Source organism: Micromonospora mangrovicola (genome assembly GCF_047200535.1).
In the GTDB taxonomy this organism is placed as follows: domain Bacteria; phylum Actinomycetota; class Actinomycetes; order Mycobacteriales; family Micromonosporaceae; genus Micromonospora.
This window is the reverse complement of the sequence record NZ_JBJZOG010000038.1, coordinates 20,453-38,543: the sequence shown is the minus strand read 5'-3', so window position 1 is coordinate 38,543 and position 18,091 is coordinate 20,453. Positions and strand designations below refer to the sequence as shown.

General features: G+C 67.1%; 16 protein-coding genes and 1 pseudogene. 11 read left to right on the top strand and 6 right to left on the bottom strand.

The window, feature by feature from the left end; translation table 11 throughout:
- The first annotated feature begins 21 nt into the window (after positions 1-21).
- The 6 genes and pseudogenes from pglX (at position 22) to ACL02O_RS17270 (ending at position 8,150) form a co-directional block, all read left to right on the top strand.
- Positions 22-1,674, top strand: a complete 1,653-nt coding sequence (gene pglX / locus ACL02O_RS17295; RefSeq protein ID WP_412819111.1) for a BREX-2 system adenine-specific DNA-methyltransferase PglX — start codon at positions 22-24, stop codon at positions 1,672-1,674.
- 57 nt (positions 1,675-1,731) lie between these two features.
- Positions 1,732-2,364: a hypothetical protein gene (locus ACL02O_RS17290; RefSeq protein WP_412819110.1), complete on the top strand. Its 633-nt coding sequence runs from the start codon at positions 1,732-1,734 to the stop codon at positions 2,362-2,364.
- A gap of 556 nt (positions 2,365-2,920) precedes the next feature.
- Positions 2,921-4,332, top strand: a protein-coding gene (locus ACL02O_RS17285) for an IS3 family transposase (protein ID WP_412819109.1) whose coding sequence is annotated in 2 segments (ribosomal slippage) — positions 2,921-3,271 and positions 3,274-4,332 — 1,410 coding nt in all. Because the reading frame shifts where the segments join, the coding sequence is not laid out codon by codon here.
- Positions 4,310-5,069 (top strand): annotated as a pseudogene (locus ACL02O_RS17280) (IS5 family transposase). The gene ACL02O_RS17285 and the pseudogene ACL02O_RS17280 overlap by 23 nt, the downstream one beginning before the upstream one ends.
- A gap of 637 nt (positions 5,070-5,706) precedes the next feature.
- Positions 5,707-7,836 (top strand): EAL domain-containing protein, encoded by a 2,130-nt coding sequence (locus ACL02O_RS17275; RefSeq protein ID WP_412819108.1) that lies wholly within the window; start codon positions 5,707-5,709, stop codon positions 7,834-7,836.
- Complete coding sequence (locus ACL02O_RS17270) at positions 7,833-8,150, top strand: hypothetical protein (protein WP_412819107.1); 318 nt, start codon at positions 7,833-7,835, stop codon at positions 8,148-8,150. The genes ACL02O_RS17275 and ACL02O_RS17270 overlap by 4 nt, the downstream gene beginning before the upstream one ends.
- A 3-nt stretch (positions 8,151-8,153) precedes the next feature.
- Here ACL02O_RS17270 and ACL02O_RS17265 read toward each other — a convergent pair whose 3' ends face one another.
- Positions 8,154-9,521: a protein NO VEIN domain-containing protein gene (locus ACL02O_RS17265; RefSeq protein ID WP_412819106.1), complete on the bottom strand. Its 1,368-nt coding sequence runs from the start codon at positions 9,519-9,521 to the stop codon at positions 8,154-8,156.
- Between the two features lie 174 nt (positions 9,522-9,695).
- On the opposite strand from ACL02O_RS17265, the gene ACL02O_RS17260 reads away from it, so the two are divergent.
- From ACL02O_RS17260 to ACL02O_RS17240, 5 genes are read left to right on the top strand one after another with little or no spacing between them, the layout of a single operon-like run.
- Complete coding sequence (locus ACL02O_RS17260) at positions 9,696-10,316, top strand: DUF6642 family protein (RefSeq protein WP_412819105.1); 621 nt, start codon at positions 9,696-9,698, stop codon at positions 10,314-10,316.
- 58 nt (positions 10,317-10,374) lie between these two features.
- Positions 10,375-10,785: a YbaB/EbfC family nucleoid-associated protein gene (locus ACL02O_RS17255; protein ID WP_412819104.1), complete on the top strand. Its 411-nt coding sequence runs from the start codon at positions 10,375-10,377 to the stop codon at positions 10,783-10,785.
- Positions 10,782-11,090 carry a type VII secretion target gene (locus tag ACL02O_RS17250; RefSeq protein WP_412819103.1) on the top strand — a complete coding sequence of 103 codons (309 nt, stop codon included), beginning with the start codon at positions 10,782-10,784 and terminating at the stop codon, positions 11,088-11,090. The genes ACL02O_RS17255 and ACL02O_RS17250 overlap by 4 nt, the downstream gene beginning before the upstream one ends.
- Complete coding sequence (locus ACL02O_RS17245) at positions 11,087-12,322, top strand: WXG100 family type VII secretion target (RefSeq protein WP_412819102.1); 1,236 nt, start codon at positions 11,087-11,089, stop codon at positions 12,320-12,322. Before ACL02O_RS17250 ends, ACL02O_RS17245 begins: the two co-directional genes overlap by 4 nt.
- Before the next feature lie 44 nt (positions 12,323-12,366).
- Positions 12,367-12,696 carry a hypothetical protein gene (locus ACL02O_RS17240; RefSeq protein ID WP_412819101.1) on the top strand — a complete coding sequence of 110 codons (330 nt, stop codon included), beginning with the start codon at positions 12,367-12,369 and terminating at the stop codon, positions 12,694-12,696.
- Positions 12,697-12,723: 27 nt separating this feature from the next.
- On the opposite strand, the gene ACL02O_RS17235 is transcribed toward ACL02O_RS17240, so the two are convergent.
- The 5 genes from ACL02O_RS17235 to ACL02O_RS17215 all read right to left on the bottom strand — a co-directional run bounded on the left by ACL02O_RS17235 (position 12,724) and on the right by ACL02O_RS17215 (position 18,051).
- Positions 12,724-12,978 carry a DUF7662 domain-containing protein gene (locus ACL02O_RS17235; protein WP_412819100.1) on the bottom strand — a complete coding sequence of 85 codons (255 nt, stop codon included), beginning with the start codon at positions 12,976-12,978 and terminating at the stop codon, positions 12,724-12,726.
- Positions 12,979-13,281: 303 nt separating this feature from the next.
- Positions 13,282-14,103 carry a hypothetical protein gene (locus tag ACL02O_RS17230; RefSeq protein ID WP_412819099.1) on the bottom strand — a complete coding sequence of 274 codons (822 nt, stop codon included), beginning with the start codon at positions 14,101-14,103 and terminating at the stop codon, positions 13,282-13,284.
- Between the two features lie 75 nt (positions 14,104-14,178).
- Positions 14,179-15,051 (bottom strand): hypothetical protein, encoded by an 873-nt coding sequence (locus ACL02O_RS17225; protein ID WP_412819098.1) that lies wholly within the window; start codon positions 15,049-15,051, stop codon positions 14,179-14,181.
- 1 nt (position 15,052) lies between these two features.
- Positions 15,053-17,230 carry a hypothetical protein gene (locus ACL02O_RS17220; protein ID WP_412819097.1) on the bottom strand — a complete coding sequence of 726 codons (2,178 nt, stop codon included), beginning with the start codon at positions 17,228-17,230 and terminating at the stop codon, positions 15,053-15,055.
- Positions 17,230-18,051, bottom strand: a complete 822-nt coding sequence (locus tag ACL02O_RS17215; RefSeq protein ID WP_412819096.1) for a protein kinase family protein — start codon at positions 18,049-18,051, stop codon at positions 17,230-17,232. The genes ACL02O_RS17220 and ACL02O_RS17215 overlap by 1 nt, the downstream gene beginning before the upstream one ends.
- Between the last annotated feature and the right edge of the window lie 40 nt (positions 18,052-18,091).

The following is an 18,091-nucleotide window of genomic DNA, read 5'->3' as shown; positions in this document are numbered from 1 at the left end:
GGAGCCAACTTGTCCTCAGGCGTGAACCCGGGGACCCACGAGGAGATCGGACTTACCTGGTTCGAATGGAGCAGGTGGCATCCCGAGCGCTTCACTGTGCCGCTCGGAATCGGGATGCCGTTCGTCTCCACCCACAATCATTTTGCGCTGGACCGGGGCGGCAAGGTATTCAAGCAGACCGCACCGGTGATCAAGTTGGCGGAGGGGGCTTCGGCTGACGATCATCTGCGGCTCCTGGCGCTGCTAAACAGTTCGACCGCCTGTTTCTGGCTGAAGCAGGTCAGTCAGAGCAAGGGCAACGGCGGTATCGGCGGTGGCATCTCGGATGAGCTGTGGGAGCACCGATACGAATTCACCGGCACCAAACTGCAGGAGTTTCCGCTGCCGTCGGCGTACCCCCTTGAACTGAGCCGGGAGATCGACGGCCTGGCGCAGCGGCTCGCCACGGTGACCCCGGCGGCGGTCGCGGCCTCCGGTGTTCCCACCCGCGACCGACTGGACGCCGCCGCCTATGAGTGGCATGTCGTCCGTGGGCAGATGATCTGCCTGCAGGAGGAGTTGGACTGGCAGGTCTACTCGCTCTACGGGCTGCTCGACGATGATCTGACCGCAGCGGAGGACATCCGGCCGCCGATGCTCCAGCTCGGGCAGCGGGCGTTCGAGATCGTGCTGGCTCGCAAGATGCGCGACGAGGGTCTGGAGACGCAGTGGTTCGCCCGGCACGGGTCGACGCCGATTGCGGAGCTGCCGGCGCATTGGTCGGCCGAGTACCGGGCGATCGTGGAGCGGCGGATCGAGGTCATTGAGGGCAACCGCAACATCGGGCTGATCGAGCGGCCGGAGTGCAAGCGGCGCTGGGCCTCCGAGGGCTGGGACGCGATGCAGGCGAAGGCGCTGCGTGACTGGCTGCTGGACCGGTGTGAGGCGCGGGAGCTGTGGTATCACCACGTCGACGGGCTGGAGCAGCCGCGCCCGCTGACCACCGCACAGCTCGCCGACGAGCTGCGCCGCGACGATGATGTGCTCACCGTCGCCGGCCTCTACGCGCCCGGCCGGGATCTCGGCAAGGTGATTGCCGACCTGGTCGCCGACGAGCACGTGCCGCACCTGGCCGCGCTGCGCTACAAGGACTCCGGGCTGTCCAAGCGGGCCGACTGGGAGCACGTGTGGGACCTGCAGCGGCAGGAGGACGCGCTGCCCGACGAGGCGGCGAAGCGGGAGTTCCGCAAGCAGATCCCGGTGCCGCCGAAGTACACCTCGGCGGACTTCCTCAAGGGCAGCTACTGGAAGCATCGGGGCAAGCTCGACGTGCCCAAGGAGCGGTTCGTGTCGTACCCGGGTGCCAGCCGTGACGGTGACCCGTCGCTGCTGGTCGGCTGGGCCGGCTGGGACCACCGCGAGCAGGCCCAGGCCCTCGCCACCCTGATCGTCGCCCGCGAGCAGGAGGACGGCTGGGCCGCCGACCGGCTGCTGCCGCTGGTCGCGGGGCTGCGCGAGATCCTCCCCTGGGTACGCCAGTGGCACGGCGAGTTCGACCCGGAGTGGGGCGCCTCGCCGGCGGACATCTACGCCGGCTTCCTCGCCGAAACCACCAACCGCCTCCACCTCACCGACGAGGCGCTCACCTCCTGGCGCCCACCGAAGGCCGCCCGCGGCCGCAAGGCCAAGGCATAGTGGCGGGTCCGCCTCCGGGGACATCGTCGGCGACGGGCTTCCTCTACAGTGGACGAGGTGGGAAGGCCCGAGCAGACGAGTTGGTGGAACACCCTTCCGGGCGTGCTGACCGGCATAGCAGCGCTCATCACGGCCATCGGGGCGCTCATTGGCGCACTGCACGTCATCGGCTTATTCGACGCTCAGCGGCCCGCAGCGCCATCGGCGGAAACGACGAGCGCAGGGATGCCTTCCGTTGGCCATACGGTGGGGTCCAGCCCGGTCGACGCCTCCGCGAGCTCAACGGCCGGTCCGGCAACGATCGTATCTGCCCTGCCGAGCATGCCGGGAGCGATGAGCCAGGGCCTGCTCACGATGACAGGTGTGAAGAGCGCCGACCTGGAGAGCGGAGTGGTCGGTTTTGCGCTGCCGGGGCAGGACTTTCTCGTCACGGTCGGCGGCTCGCGCTTCTCACTGTCCGGGGCTTACATGGGTTCATACATGAGCCCGATCGACAGCGCCCCCCGGAAGAGCGACTGCACCGCAGCGCTCGGCACCAATCGGCTCGGCGACGTGGACATTGATTCTGAGTCGGTAGGCAGGTGGTGGTGTGTGCGGACCGGAGAAGGTCACACCGGCGCCGTCCAGGTAAAGAGCGTCTCCATCGACGCCCCGCAGCAGTTGGTTCTCGCGTACGTGCTGTGGCGGTGAGCAGGTGAGCGAACTGCCGGGTAGGCGACAGTACGACGACTGCCAGCTCAACCACGTGCCCAGTCGATGCCATGCATGTCAATCCGCTGGGATCGTGGAAGGCTCCGCTTCGCAGCGGGTTCCACGATGGACAAATTGGCATGCCCCCCGGACGTTGCGGCCGTCGCAGGGCACTCGGGGATCTTGATCCCTTCTGACGCGGTGCCTGCCGTTCATCAGCGCCACACGGCGCTTCAAGCGCTTGGACTTAGAGTTCCTAACAAAATGATCTCAAGGCCTTCCGTCCCTTGTAGAGGACGATCTACGATGTTGGGCCGTGAGGCGTGGTGAGCAGCCGCCGTGGGTCGTGCCGGACGGGCTGTGGCAGCGCATCGAGCCGTTGCTGCCCAAACCCGTGCGCAATCCTCGGCACCCGGGGCGTAAGCGGATCCCGGACCCCTGTCTGCCAGGGTGAGTTGAGGCCAACGGTTCATAGCAAGTCCGTCTGGCAGGGCGAGTTCAGGATCGAGATGCGTTGAGTACTGCTGTTGATATGACGGTGGCCCAGGATGGGGTCATGAGTCGCAAGAAGGGTCCGCGGTCGGACGGGCCGCGGGCGCGCCGGTCGTTCAGCCCGGGGCAGAAGCTGGACCTGTTGGCCCGGTATGAGCAGGCTGTCGCGGCGGGTGAGGGCGGGGCGTTTCTGCGGCGGGAGGGCTTGTACTCGTCGTTGATGAGTGAGTGGCGCCGGGCCCGCGACGCCGGGCTGTTGCAGGGCAAGCCGGCCGGGGAGACGGTCGGGCGGCCCAGCGCCGAGCAGGCCGAGATCGTCCGGTTGCGGCGGGAGTTGGAGCGTACGCAGGCGAAGCTGGCGCGGACCGAGACGGCGCTGACGATCATGGGAAAAGCGCGCGAGCTCTTGGAGGAGATCTCCAGGAGCGAGCCGGACGATCCGGACGTGTTCGGGCTCGGCAGGCGTTGATGGACACCTACCACGCGTTGACCGGCGCGGGGACCACCACGCGGGACGCGAAGCGGCTGACCGGGATCGCCCGGTCCAGCGCCGATCGTGACCGACGTCGGCCGACACCGTCACGCCCGGCGCGGCGTCCGCCGGTGAACGCGCTCAGCCCGGCCGAACGGGAGCGGGTCCTGCAGCTGCTGGACAGTGCCGAGTTCGTCGACGCAGCCCCGGCACAGATCTACGCGGCGCTGCTGGACCAGGGCGTGTACGTGGGCTCGATCGCCACGATGTACCGGATCCTGCGTGAGCACCGGCAGGTCCGCGAGCGGCGCAGGCTGGCCCGGCACCCGACCCGCCGGCGTCCCGAGCTGGTCGCTGACGCCCCGAGGCAGGTCTACAGCTGGGACATCACGAAACTGCCCGGCCCTGCGAAGGGCGTCTACTACGACGCCTACGTGATGATCGACATCTACTCCCGGTACATCGTCGGGGTGCGGGTGCACGCCCGCGAGTCCGGGCCCTTGGCCGAGGCCATGATCCGCCAGGTGTTCGACACCCACGGCGTCCCGCACGTGATCCACGCCGACCGGGGCACCTCGATGACCTCGAAATCCGTCGCTGACCTGCTCGAGGACCTGGCCGTGACCCGCTCACACTCCCGGCCGAAGGTGTCCAACGACAACCCGTACAGCGAAGCCTGGTTCAAGACGTTGAAGTACGCGCCGGTGTTCCCCGACCGGTTCGCGTCCCTCGCGGACGCCCGAACGTTCATGACCAACTTCGTGACCTGGTACAACCATGCCCACCGGCACTCCGGCATCGGTCTGCACACCCCCGCCGACGTCCACCACGGCCGGCACCACACGGTCCGCGCCCACCGGGAGGACACCCTGGCCGCAGCCCGTGCCGCGCACCCGGAACGGTTCAGCACCACCCGGCTACTACCGAAGATCCTCGACCTGCCCGAACAGGTCTGGATCAACAAGCCCGACCAGGAAACGAATCCCCTCCCACAAGCCGCTTAACTCCCGCTGGCCTCAATTCCTTGACACGTTCCGGACCGGCAGGTGCTGTGCGGGATCCTGTTCGTGTTGCATACGGGCATCCAGTGGGAGTTCCTGCCCCAGGAGCTGGGGTTCGGGTCGGGGATGACCTGCTGGCGGCGCCTGGAGCAGTGGAACCGGGCCGGGGTGTGGCAGCGGCTGCACGAGCTGCTGCTGGCCGAGCTGCAGGCGGCCGGGAAGCTCGACTGGTCCCGCGCCGTGATCGACTCCTCGCATGTACGGGCCGCCCGACGTGGCCCAAAAGCGGTCCGAGCCCGGTCGACCGCGCCCGCCCGGGCTCGAAGCACCACGTCCTGACCGAGGGCGCCGGCATCCCCCTGGCCGTGTCGCTGACCGGCGGCAACCGCTACGACGTCACCGAACTGCTCCCGCTGATCGACAAGATCCCACCCGTACGCAGCCGCCGCGGCCGACCCCGCCGACGGCCCGATCAGCTGTTCGCCGACCGCGCCTACGACCACGACAAGTACCGCAAAGCCGTACGCGCCAAGGGCATCCGACCGCGCATCGCCCGCCGAGGCCAGCCACATGGCTCAGGCCTGGGCGTATACCGGTGGGTGGTCGAGCGCACGATCGCCTGGTACCACGGCATGAAACGACTACGCATCCGGTGGGAACGCCGCGACGACATCCACGAAGCCTTCCTCGCCCTCGCCACCTGCATCATCACGTACCGACACGTCGTACGACTTTGTTAGGACCTCTTAACCGTTCGAGTCCGTGGCGCAGGGCACGATGTATGTGGGGGATGACCTTGTCTTCCGGCTCAGAGCGACGGACGCGCCGTTGCGGTTCGAGTGCCGGACGCGGTCTGGGCCCGACGGCCATCGACGAGGCAAGGGAACAGCTGCTCGAAGGCGAGCCGACCCGGGTCGAAGACGAGCATTCTCGACAAGGGCTCCGGGGGCTCGCGCGAGTAGTGTGATCATGCGGAGGCTTGGCGTCGGTGAGCGTGCTGGAGAACCTCGTGACGCAGGTCCGGCACCCGTTGCCGAGACCGGGCGGAGCGGAGCCGGCGGTGCTTGCGTACCGGCGTGGGCGCGATCGGGGTCGTGGGCGGCCGGCACCGCCCACCTGACCGGTGTCGCTGCACCTCTTGCCCGGCCGGCAGCCACAACGCGACGGCCGGGCCCGCGTGGCTGGATGCTCTGTCTCGGACATGACGGGTATCTGACTCTCGGCTCAGATCAATGGTTGCCGAAAGTTCGATAGTGTCACCCAAAGCGCTGCTATGACTCCGATCTGTAGTTGCGGGGCGGATCGTCTTTGGGGGTTCTGATGGCGCCGAGCAGGCGGCGGGCCGTTCTTATCGGGGTCAATCACTGCGGTTACGACGTGCAGTTGCCGGCCCTCCGTTATGCCGAAAGCGACGCGCAGGCGATGCGGAGCGTGCTGCTGGACGAGCGGATTGGCACCTTCGACGACGGCGATGTAGATCTGTACATCGGGCCCCACGCGAAGTGGCAGGACATCAAGACCAAGCTGCGGGACATTGCCCTCGACTCGCGCCCGTCCGACGTCTTGCTGGTCTACTTCGCCGGGCACGCGCTGGTGCCCGAATGGAGCACCCAGCTCGACGCGTACCTCGTGACCAGCGACCTGGAGCCGGACAAGCTGCGCCGCGAGCCGGACAACGGCCTTCGCATGGCGTTCCTCAAGCGGGACGTGTTTGAAACGTTCGCCGGCACGTCGTTTCTCATTCTCGACTGCTGCCATGCCGGGATCTACCTCGACGCCAACCTCCGGCACGCCGAGGCGATGCAGACCTACCGCACCCAGGTCGACCGCCACAGCGCTCTGCTGGCCTGCCCCAACGGCTCGGCCGCACGCGAGAGCCACGAGCACCGCCACGGGTTGCTGACCCACCACCTGCTGCGCGGGCTGCGCGGACAGGCCAATGACAACGGTCGGGTGTCGTTCGGGCAGATGGCCAACTACGTGGCCGAGCAAGGGCTCGAACCACCGCCGGTGCAACTCGTGCAGATGTACGGACCGACCACCATCCTCACCCAGCCACCCGTCTCGCGCCACGATCGGCAGGCCTTGAGTGCGCCCGCCAACCCCGGCACCACGCGGCCGTGCAAGGGCCCCCTCGAAGACCGCTCCAGCTCGATCATGCAGCTGCTCGGCCGAGTGTTCCGCTCCGAGGCGCATCCGCTGCCGCCGTCCCATCAGCAGGGCCAGGCCGAGCGCGTGGAAATCATCCGGTACGCCCTCGACGCCGACTCGGTCGCCGTGGTGGAGTTCTCGGGTCGGGGGATCGGCGTGGTCAACTACACGGCCCGGTTCGACAAGGACGAACTGTGGCCGATGCTCGAGCTGAGTGCCGCCGACGCGATGCAGTACCGCACCTCGATGCCCGGCCACATCGTCTCGAACGACGCCGACCGGCGGCTGCTCTGCGTACCCGTGTCGTACGAGGACGATCGGACCCTGACGCTGATCGTCGTGGATCCCGCGCTCGCCCTGCTCGACATGGGCGAGCCGCTGGCCGTCATGCTGCGGACAATCTGGGATTCGAACCCGCTCGACGACCCGACCGAAGCGGAGATGCGGGTGATGACCGCCCTGCGCACCAACTTCGGGCGGTTGCCGCTCAACCTCTACCAGTACGCCTTCAGCCTCTACCAGAAGCTGATCGGCTCGATGACCATGGTGTTTCAGCCCGTGGTCGAGCTCGACCAGCGGGCGGCCGGGGTGAGCGTGCACAGCTACGAAGCGCTGGCCCGCCGCGCGGATCATGAAGTGCGCGCTCCGCTGCTCGCGCTTCAGATGGCATACGCCTGGGGCGACCGCTTCATCATCGAACGCGACACGCTCCTCCTCGAGAAGGCGGTCCGGTCGTACGCCGCCGCCGATGCCGAGACGCCGTGGCAGGGCACCAAGCCACTCTCGGTGAACGTCGCCGTCCGCTCGTTGCTCAGTGACTCCTACCTGACCCAGGTGAGCAAAGCCCTCGCCGAGGCAGATCTCCACCCGCGCACCCTCACCCTCGAGATCTCCGAGCAGGATCCGATCCAGCCCGGGCCGGGCGAACGCTGGCCGCAGGAGCCGCTCGCCTACTTTCACCGACGGCTCACCGACCTGGCCCGCGAGCTGCGGATCAACTTCGCCGTGGATGATTTTGGGGTCGGCTACGCATCCCTGGCGCGCATGGCGGAGTTGCCGTTGACCCAGATCAAGGTCGACCGGGCCGTGCTCCATCATCCGCTGGCACTGGAGGAACTCGCGCTCGTGGCGCGGGTCGCCCGCCACGCGCTCGACCGGGGGCATGCGCCCCAGGCCCGGGTCGTCACTGTCGAGGGCTACGACGACGAGGCGCCAGTCAGCCTCAAACAGATTTATGACCTGGGCATTCACCACGTCCAGGGCTACTTCTGCGGGGAGGTGGCGACCACGTCGTTGCGCCCGCTGGACCAGTCGGTACGGGACCGCATCGCCGCCCGGGTGAGAGGTGAGGAATGACCAGCGTCAAGCTGCTGCTGCCGGCGGATATCTTCGAGGAACTGGATCTGCCGTACGAGGGTGTCCGCGACGTCTCGGCCATCACGGTCGCCGTCGACGCGGTGAGCGTCATGGCCAACCTCGCCACCCTGGCCACCCTGCAACCGCAGTTGGGTGCACTGGTCACGGCGATCCGCAACTGGCGGCTGCGCGACCCCAGGCCGTCAGTGACCCTGACCGTGAAGGGGCCCGGGATCGACTTGAAGGTTGACCTGCCCCGCAACGTCAGTAAGGCCCAGCTCCTTGCACAGATTCGGCCGCTCTTCGAGGATTAGTAGTCACCATCCCGGGCGCCTTTCTGCCGACTCGGACGGATCAGCTCGTCGCTCGCGCTGATCAGGCACGGTCGGTCCCGCCTGGCGAAGATCAACCTGGAACACGAAGGGCGTGGCGGCGCTGACGGTGGTGTCCGCGTCGAAGAAGTGCAAAGTCGGCTCGACCAGCGCCTTGGTGACAACGGCGAGCCGCCAACCCGCGTCCTCCCGCGCGGAGCGCTCCTCGTTGCGGGTCAGCAGCACCTTCGGAATCAGGCCGCTCACCCCTTTGACCTCGACCTTGTCCACCTTCCCCTGCCGCGAGGTGCAGGTGAGGTCCCAGCCGAGGCACTCTTTGCTCACATCCTTGACCGCCCAACCGCGGCCCTCATAGTCGGCGGCTACCGCATCCATCGCGGCTGCCTCTACCTCCGCGTTGGTAACGGGATTGCCGAAACCGGCCCCGGTTGCCGTCACCGTCACCGTGGCGGGCTGCTCCGGTAGGTGCTCCTCAATGGCGGCCAACTGCTCCTTCGTCACGAACAGCGGGTTGCCCATTTGAGGCTGCCGGAAGATCTCCATGTCGGTCAGACGCCGGTCACTCTTCAGCACACTCCGCGGCACCGGGTACGGGAGAAGCCGAACGTCCATTGGTGCGAAGTGATGTGTCCTCTGCAGTTGGTCCTCGTCCAGCCAATAGCCGGAGTCGTCATCGCCCTCGTCGTCGTAGACCGGACCCAGGGCGACACCGGCACCCCAGAGGCCGGGTTCCAGGTGCCCGCCGTCGCGACCCGTGACCCAGAACAGCACCTTCTGGCCCGCACGGATGAGTTCAGCCCGGTAGGTGGGAACGACAGACCAACTCGTGATCGTTTCTCCACCGTCTGCGAGAAATCCTGCCAGATCCCAGACGTCGGGGTTGCATTTGACGAGCCAGGCACCCAGGTTCGCGGTGGTCACCAGATGTCGCGCCGAGCGGTCCGCTTGAGCGCCGAGACTCGACTCGACAGGCGCATTCTCCGCACGCAGCCGACGTACCTCGTTCAGCCAGATCTCGTCGTTGACGCCCTTTCGCCCAAACGGCCGCCGGCGGGCCATCCGATAGAAGCCGCCGGACGGGATGGTCGGGTTGCCGTCAGGCCCCTGCTTCACCACCAGCGCCGATACCATTCCCCGATCTGCCGCATGTTCGCGTAGCGATGCCTCTTCGAGGATGTAGGGCATCGGTCCGCCGTGATAGGGCACCTGCAGACCGTGCTGAGCGAGTAGGTCGCTGAGCTGCCGATAGGTGACCAGAGCGTCGCTGTCGTCTCGGGAGCGACGGGCAGCCTCCCGCAGAATTGCCACCGAAGCTTCCACTGCCTGCTCGAACTCAGGGTCACCCGCTCGCATCGCCCCATCCTGCCGGTCCCGTGCCGTGAGAGTCGTCGGACGAAACGACCAGGGTCCTTCAGCCACACGGGCAGGCAGAGCCTCCCCGACGCCGAAATCTGACAATCCCCGGGATGGCTCACCGTCGATGCCTTCGGTAGGTTGGTGCCTCCATGACGTACGAGGGGATGCGACGTGGACAAGCCCGGCAGGGTGTTCTGCGTAGAGGGCCAGTGGGGCGATGACCTCACCGAACGCGGCTCGGTATTGCCGACGTTGGAGATGCTGGAGCGATTGAACCGGGTCCGCTTCATCCATCGAGATGTGGCAACGAGGGACGAGCTGCGCTTCTACCTCGATCAGTGGCTGTCCCGGAAGTACGCCGCGTACAACGTCGGAATCTTCGCCATAGACGGAGGTCCTGGCGGCTTGTGTCTGTCGCGGAACCAGGAACTCGATCTGACCGAGCTGGTCGACTGGATGCAGGATCGATGCGACGGTAAGCAGCTCTACTTCGACTGCGGCAGCATTCTGCGCATCTCCGACGCCGCGCTCGTCGAGATTCTGGAGCGGACCGGCGCGACGATGGTGTGTGGTTTCACCAAGACCATCGACTGGGTGGAGTCGGCGGCGTTCGACACGGTTCTCGTCGACCGGCTCGCCAACGCTCGTAAGGCCAACAGCGTCGAACAGTTGGTGCAGGCAACCCGCTGGGCGCCGCTGGCGCAGCACCTGGGATTCCGCATGGTCTACCGAAACGGTCATGGCCCGCACATCCCGGCAATGAGGCGACCGGAGTCCGCCGTGCCGGCGTAACGCAGTGGACAGGCGATCCGGGACGGGCTCGTTACGCGGGGGAGGGAAGACAGCAGTGATGGATGCGGACGCGGCCGAGGACTGGGTGCGATCCTGGGCTGCTTCGGTGAGCGACCGCGCCGCCCAGGCCCAGGAGATGTCGAGGCGGGTGGGCGACCTGACCGCCACCGCGGCGGGCGCCGACGGTGCGGTCAGGGTGATGGTGGCCGCCTCCGGCGTCGTCACCGAGCTGAGGCTGGACGATCGCGTACGAAGCTGGCCCGCCGCCAGGATCGCGGCGGAGATCATGGCCACCATGCATCGGGCACAGGCTGGCCTCGCCGGCGCAGTGGCCGACGTGGCGGCGCAGGCCGTGGGCGCCGGCTCGGAAACCGCCCGTGCGGTCGTGGCCAGCTACACCACCCGGTTCCCGGAGCCGCCCGAAGAGTCGGATGATGACGGCCCACCGCGGCGGCGGGGTGAGCGGTGACCGCCGGGTTCGAGGTCGACACCAGGTCGCTGCGGGTCCACTCGTCGGCCGTTGACGAGACTGCCGACACGGTCGACGAGTGCCGTCGCGCCGCCGTGTCGATCGAGTTGGGGCGTGACGCGTACGGCCGGCTGTGTCAGCTGATTCCCAGCCTGCTTGAACCGTTGCAGGAGGCCACCGCCGACAGCCTCGGCGAGACGGCGCGCGCGCTACAGCGGGCCGCTGACGGACTGCGTACGGTTTCGGACCGGTACGACCGGAACGATGATCACGCGGCGTCCCTGTTCGGCGGTGCGAAGCGGTGAGTCAACCCTCGCCGCTGATCGCCGTCCGCCAGGACAGCACGACCGCGTTCAGCGGCATCTACCTCGCCGAGGACATCGACGCCCTTATGGTCGGCTACCTCTCCGGCGGCTGGATCGATGTCGCCATCGGCGGCTTTGCCACCTCGATGGACACCCTCGCCTTCGTCACCGACCCGCTCGGCCAACTGGTGGCGTGGGGTGTGGGATGGCTGATTGAGCACGTGAAGCCCCTCTCCGACGCCTTGGACGAACTGGCCGGCGACCCCGACCAGATCACCGCCTACGCGCAAACCTGGCGGAACGTCGCCAAGGCCACGACCGAGGTGGGCACCGACCTCGGCGGCATGGTCGACCGACAGGTGGCGGACTGGAGCGGGGCTGCCGCCGAGGCCTACCGACGGACCAGCGGCCGGCATGTGGCTGCCCTTGCCGCGCTCGGCAGGGCTGCCAACGCCATGGCGGAGGTCACCACCGGCGCCGGTCTGCTGGTCGCGATGGTACGGGGCCTGGTTCGTGACCTCATCGCGGAGTTCGTGTCGGTTTTGGCGGTGCGCCTGTGGGAGTGGCTCGCCGAAGAGGGACTGACGCTGGGACTCGCCACCCCGTGGGTGGTCACGCAGGTGACCACTCTCGCCGGCAAGTGGGCAGCCAGGATCACCCGGCTGCTGCACGGACTGATCGAGAGCCTGCGCCGACTGACCCCCATCCTGCGTCGCTTCAGGCAGCTCATCGCGGATCTGAAAGCCCTCCTCAGGGGCGCAACACCGGGGAGCACGGCGCCGTCGACGACCCTCGACCGCGCGACCCACCTGCTCCACACCGACGCCGATCCGCTTCGCAAGTGGGGCCCGGCCCGCCAAACTCACCCCGCAGAGTGGGATGCGGCCATCCAGGAGGCGCAGGACCTCGGGGTCGAGATCACCTTCCGCTCGGGCGCCCTGGCCTACGGCCCAGCACCTGGACCGGGTAGCCCGGGCCACCTCATCATCGATCCCGACGCGTCCTACGGCGCGCTGCTGCACGAGATGCAGCACCTGCGCGACGATCACGCGGCGGGGTGGGCCGGTATGAGAGGCTGGTTCGAGGACCCGGTCGTAAGGTACAAAAACGAGGTCCGCGCCTACCAGAGGGAGATCGACTATGCCACGTCGATTGGTGACCACGAGTCCGTCGAACGCCTGAACCAGGCGATCCGCGAAGAGTATTCGAGAATCTTCGGAGTCGATCCATGACCGCGCCACCCCCGCCCCAACTTCCCGTTCCTCCGGTCGCGCAGATGAGCAGCGAGGAGTTGGCCGACCTGGCCGCGCAGGGTGGCCCCTACCGGGGCAAGGCGGTGTTCGAACTGGTTGACCGCGCCCGCGTGGACGAGGAGGCCGCGACCAGGCTCGATCAGCTGAGCCGACTCCCGGCCCTGCGCGAGGACCGCGCCTTCCATCTGGTTTCCCTCGCCTGGGCGGCGATCATCGGACTGCTCGCCGCGGAGACGCCGCACGCACGGAAGCTGGCCTACGCCGCGTTCGCGGCGTTGGATCGCACCGACCAAGCGGACTTCCTGTCGTACGTGCGCGCGGAGCGGATCGAGGACGCCCATCCCGGCATCTGACGTGCCTCCCCGTCGGTTGCTCTTCGGTCAGCCGGGCTTACGCGGTGCGGGAACGAAGCGGACCACTCCGCGGGCGAGGTCGGGATGTGCGGTGTATCCCGCATCTCCCCATGATCGGCTGTGCAGGTGTGACCGGTCACCGTTGGCCCACCACGCGGTGTGGCGGTAGGCGGAGGGCGGCAGCCCTCCAGGTACCAGATCGGCAAGGTCGTCGAGCCGGTACGTCACCTCCCCGCTCCGCCGCCGGCGGAGGTGGTCGCGCAGTGCGTCGTACTTCGACATGTGATCCTCCGGCAGTTGGTCAAGGTCGTCATCCGGGTGCCCGGTTCCGTTGGGCACGCACCTTGCACGATGCCCTGAATGGGCGTGCCGATACGGGCGGGAAGCCACGCAGCCCAGGCACCGTTTGGCGACGGTCCGCGTCGAGTTAGGGGTACGCAGCCGCTGCGCCCACGGCCGGTACCGGACCTCTTGCGGCGCGGTGCGCTCGGCGGCCTGCAGCGACGGTTGGCGGGGAAGCGGCAGCTGGCTCTCATCAGGCTTGCCACGCGGTATTCCCTCCGACCAAATCGATAGGTGTGGTGCCTACCGCAGCCGGCGGGAGATCAGGCTGCGGGTGGCCGGGGACAGTTGGGTGCTGATGAAGTCGTTCAGCTTCTCCGGATCCGGCGCGAACCGCTGCGCCTCCTCGAGCTCTTCCCACGTGTCGTAGTCGTATGGGTTGGCCGCCGTCACGACACCGATGCCGTGCATGCGGGCCGCGGTGGCTACCTCCTCGACGTCGTGCTTCAGCGCCGCGGCCTTTTCGGGCGGGACGTAGAACAGCACGTACGAGCGGGTGGCCGCGCGACGATGTGCCAGGGCCTCGTAGACCGCCTGCACGTTGACCGCGCTTGGTGACTTGACCTCGAAGGTGTTCACGTCGAGATGCTTCCCCGGCACGTACTCGAACGTTCGTACCTCGACCGTCGTGATATCCGGCCGCGTCCAGATCCCGTCAGGACGGCTGCCGCCGAGCGCGGTGATCTCCACCGCGAGCAGGTCTTGGCGATGCTCCTGCGCCCAGTCACGTTCGATCACCGCCCGCATCGGTTCGTACAGGCTCAGCTCGTCAGTGATGGCGGCTTCGATCGTCTCGGTGTCCGGCGTGCCGCGCTGGACGACGACGGCGACCCGGTCAGCGTCCGCCGAGGGTTCGGGTTGAGAGCGGCGGACCACGCCGCCCCGGCCTCGGCCCCGGATGACTAGGCCCCTGTCGACGAGCCCGTCCCGGGCGAGAAAGTATCGGTTCCTGTTCCACTTCAAGTACTGACGCAGTGACGGGTTGCTCACCGCCGACCCATCCGTGGGAAGCGCATTGAGCAGGGCGGACTCATCATTCGGAAGCGACGACAGGTCCGAAGTCATCCTTCGACGGTATCGACGCTGCCCCATGGCGGCAATGGGTCGACGGGGCGCTGAGCACCTGCGATGCGGGCAGCTTCAGCGTGGCTGGCGCGCCGAGCCGTTCTGTCCAGTCGATGCTGCCGCATCTCTCCGGCCATGGGCTTTCAACCGCTCGATCAGGATGTCGAACGAGGTTGCCTGCTCGAAGGCATCCCCGTTGCGGAGCCTGTCACCGAGCAGATCTTCCAGCCGTTGCGCGGCAGCCTGCTGCTCTGCGATGAGGTCCTGCACGACAGCCGCCAGACTTTCGCTGGTCATCCGCGCCGCACCGCCCGCGACTGGACTATCGACCAGCTTCTCAAGAATCGACAGCCACTGCCGGCTCAATCGCTCGGCATACTGCGCCCGCTTCACGTCCACGTCGTACTCGCAGTCGAGCTTGATGAGCTGCTCCCAGTACGGGCGGATGGCCTGTTTCACGCCGTCATCGAGCTCTACCCAGACGTGTGGCTGGCAGGTCACTTGCACACCACCACGCTCGTAGCGCCACGGCCCGCTATCGGCGACCGCCCGCTGCAACTCCACCTCCAACTCCCTTGCTCGGTGAGCGGCGAAGTTGCGGGCCCGGGCGGCGGCAAGGCGCGTCAAGGCTCGAATGGCGTAGGGCATGAAGAAGTGCGCTGAGCCGCTGAGGATCTCCCGGGGTATCCCGTCGGACGACCAAATGAACGCCGCGCGGACGCGAAACGTGAAGACGTGGCCGCGGGCGGGAACGATGATGGGCGACGACACGTCGCGGCGCTCTGTCAAGCGGCCCGGCGGCGGTGGAGGCGCGGGTGGTGGCATCGGAATGGGCTCCGGCCCGCGCAGTGCTGCGAGCAGGCGGTGCCAGACCATCCGCAGCCACGCCCCGAGTCGACGCCATCGTCCGGCGGCGGATCTTTCTGTGTTCGCGACGGTCTCCGTCATGTCACCACTCCCTCAGTGCGGATTCGAGCCAGGCCGGTAATCCGTCCTCGAACGCGGGCAGTCGCCCCAGGTAAAAGCGCAGCCGGCGCCGTAGGGCTGGCAGGGCGGTCAGCTCATTGATCAACGCCACCGCTGACTTGCGCAAGGACTCCTCGCCGTCGGCATGGCCGAGCCATTGGCCAAACATGGCCCAAGCCCGTTCTGACGAGTCGGATGTCAGCAGCGCCAACCGCCAGAGGCGAGCGAGGTCTTGGCTGTCCACCTCGTGCGTCGCGAGTCTGGTCATCAGATCAGGGGGGCCGCCAGGAGAGTCGTCGGCTGCTCTCTCGGCCAGACTGAGCAGGGCCTCGCGGGCGTGCCGCTGCAACTTCTGGTCATCCGACCACTGCGTCAATTCGAGGATGATCCGATTTGCTCGATGCGGAGCGTAGAGCTGGTAAACCCCCAAGGCCACCATGCGCGTGTGCTGTTGCATCTGGTCCTCGGCGATACGCCGAAGGTCGGCGAGGCTCCAGCTGAGGTCCGGTTGTTGCAGACCGCTGGCGTAGACGCGAGCGGCAGTGTCACGCTGATAATTCCGATGACCACCGGCCCACTCGCGGATCTGCTGGCGGACCAGATGCTCCACCTGGCCGCCCATGTCCGCCGCGACCATCGCCCAGGCTGCTGCCTGGCGGACGCGATCCCTGGATGAAGCCGCCCAGGCGTCGATGAGGTCGGCGCAGACTCGCTCGAAGTCGTGGTGCGCGAGCAACCCAGCCGCCTGGGCGGCAGATCGTTGCACCGGCTCGTCGTCACTTGCGACCAACCTGTTGAGCCACTTGAGGAGCGCGGGCCTGGTGCTGTCGAACTCGTGCCACGCCTCATCAATGATGACGCCGCGCATCGCGCCGTCGTGCAGCCAGGCCGAGCGCGACGATCCCCCGTGCAGTCGATTGAACTCTCGACCCTCTTGCCAGTCCACGTCGAGCGGTCCCAGCAGCTCCGAAACAGGGTGTTGCAACGCCAACCGGCCCCAGTCAAACCGCTTGGCTTGCCCGTCGATTTCCTCCAACAGGAGCCCTGCCGCCTCGAAGACGTAGTGCAGCGGTTGCCGGGCAAAGACGGCGTACGCGATCCGGAAGGCCCGCTCGTGCTGATCCGCCCGGCGTTGCCGCTGTGCGCCACCCCCGGCGTCCGATCGGAGGATCTTGGCTGCGTACGCCCGGCGCCGTGGCTGAGAAAGCCGAAGGATCTCGGTGAACACGTCGTCGTGAGCGGGATGGTGATCGCCGAGGGCTCTCGCGACCGGAACCACCTCCCGAGGTCCGTACGTGCTTTGCAGCGCCTGAACCAGGTCACTGTTGTCCAGGTACCTGTCAACGTGCCGGTCGCTCTCCTCGGCGGTCAGCCTCCGCTGATAACGAAGGTGATGGCGGAGGTGAGCACGGAAGACTGCTAACGGATCAGGTCCTCGGTGCTGCACCTCCGCGCTGTGCGGCACACCGGCGCGCGAGTCTTCATCCTTGATCAGAAGCAGGCTCGCTGAGCGTCGCCGGAAGACGTCCGCTAGCAGGCGCATCACTTGGCCGGGTCCGTCGCCCGGCAACCGGAGGACGTACCCGTGTCCTTCCATCAGGCTGCCGGCGGTGCGATGAAGAACTTCCGGTCCGACGTCCGCGGGTAGGAGCACCTCGTGTACGCGGTCGGCGGAGTGACGTCGGGCCAGCGCCACGCATGCGGTGCTGAACCGGCCGGTGTTCGGTCGGCCCGTCAAACAGGCGGTCGATCTCTCGCCGAGCTTCTCCCCGAGTTCCTTGTCCGCGCTCGCTTCCGCGTACACCTTGACAAGCTCCGGTACGCCGACGAGATCCCGGATAACGGGCTTCGCGGATGGCTGGTCCTTGTAGTTGATGACGTGGATGGTGTTGTTGTTGCCGAGGGCATTCACCCCACGGACGTTCACGTCGGAATAGATGGCCGAGAATTGGGCCCCGTACAACTCCTCGCCGACGCGTGGGTCCATGCGAAGCGAATCTGGAGAGACTTCGTCCTGCTGCTCGGTGTCCGACTCCGGAAGGCGCTCTGGTTGCCCTGGCGGACCATCCGACCCTGACTCATGAAGGGCGACTGCCTTGTGTTCGACGTCGCCCTCGGAGGGCGCCGGCGCTATGGCATCGGCGGGCTGCGATTCGCTCATCAGTGCGATCGCCGCGGATCTGGGGCGTCGGGCGAGCCCGACGTGGATATCACGTTGCCGTTGCCGTACGCGTTGACCCCACGCGACCTGATGTTGCGAAATACCTGCCCGCCGCTGGACGATCCGGAGGCGGTCGACCTGGGAAGATCACCGCTCCCCTCGTCGTCGCGTGAACCGTCACGATCGGATCTCCCACGATCCCAACCGCTGGCTGGCGCGACACCTGCTGCAACATCCTCGCCAGGTACGTAGATCCAGGCGATGGCCTCGAAGTTTTTTTCCGGCAGGCTGGCTGCCACCCTCCGGAAGTGCTCGGGTCGAAGGTCCTGGTAGTGCCGAACGATGTCCTGGTAGATGCGATCCGAGACGATGAGCGCTACCGCGGCTTCCGGGAACTGCCTCAACGTGACCTTCAGCTGCGGTGAGTCGACCAGCCGACAGACCGTTACGACAGCTTCACCGGGGTACCCGTTTGCGCCGTCGAGGTGCACCAGTCCTTCGTGTACCCCGAGACGCAAGCGGATTCGCGCCTGGCGGTTGAGGCCATGGTTGTGCTCACGCAACAACCGATCCAGGACGGGTGTCAGACGGGTGACGACCGTCCGTTCGCTCGTCCCGGTCGGCAGGATCGCGAGTTCACCGTCGCCGCCTTGCTGGATCAACCACTTCACGCGGTCGATGCCCAGTTCCGCGCAGGCCTCCTTCATGATCTTCTGAAATGCCAGCTGAGCTCGGTACTGCAGGACGTTGTTCCGGCCGCTGTAGCTCTCCATGTCCACGGCGACGAGCAGTCGCCGATCCGGTTCTCTGAGGTCAGCCATGCAGTCCGCCCTTCGATGGCGACGGTGAGTTGTCGAGTTC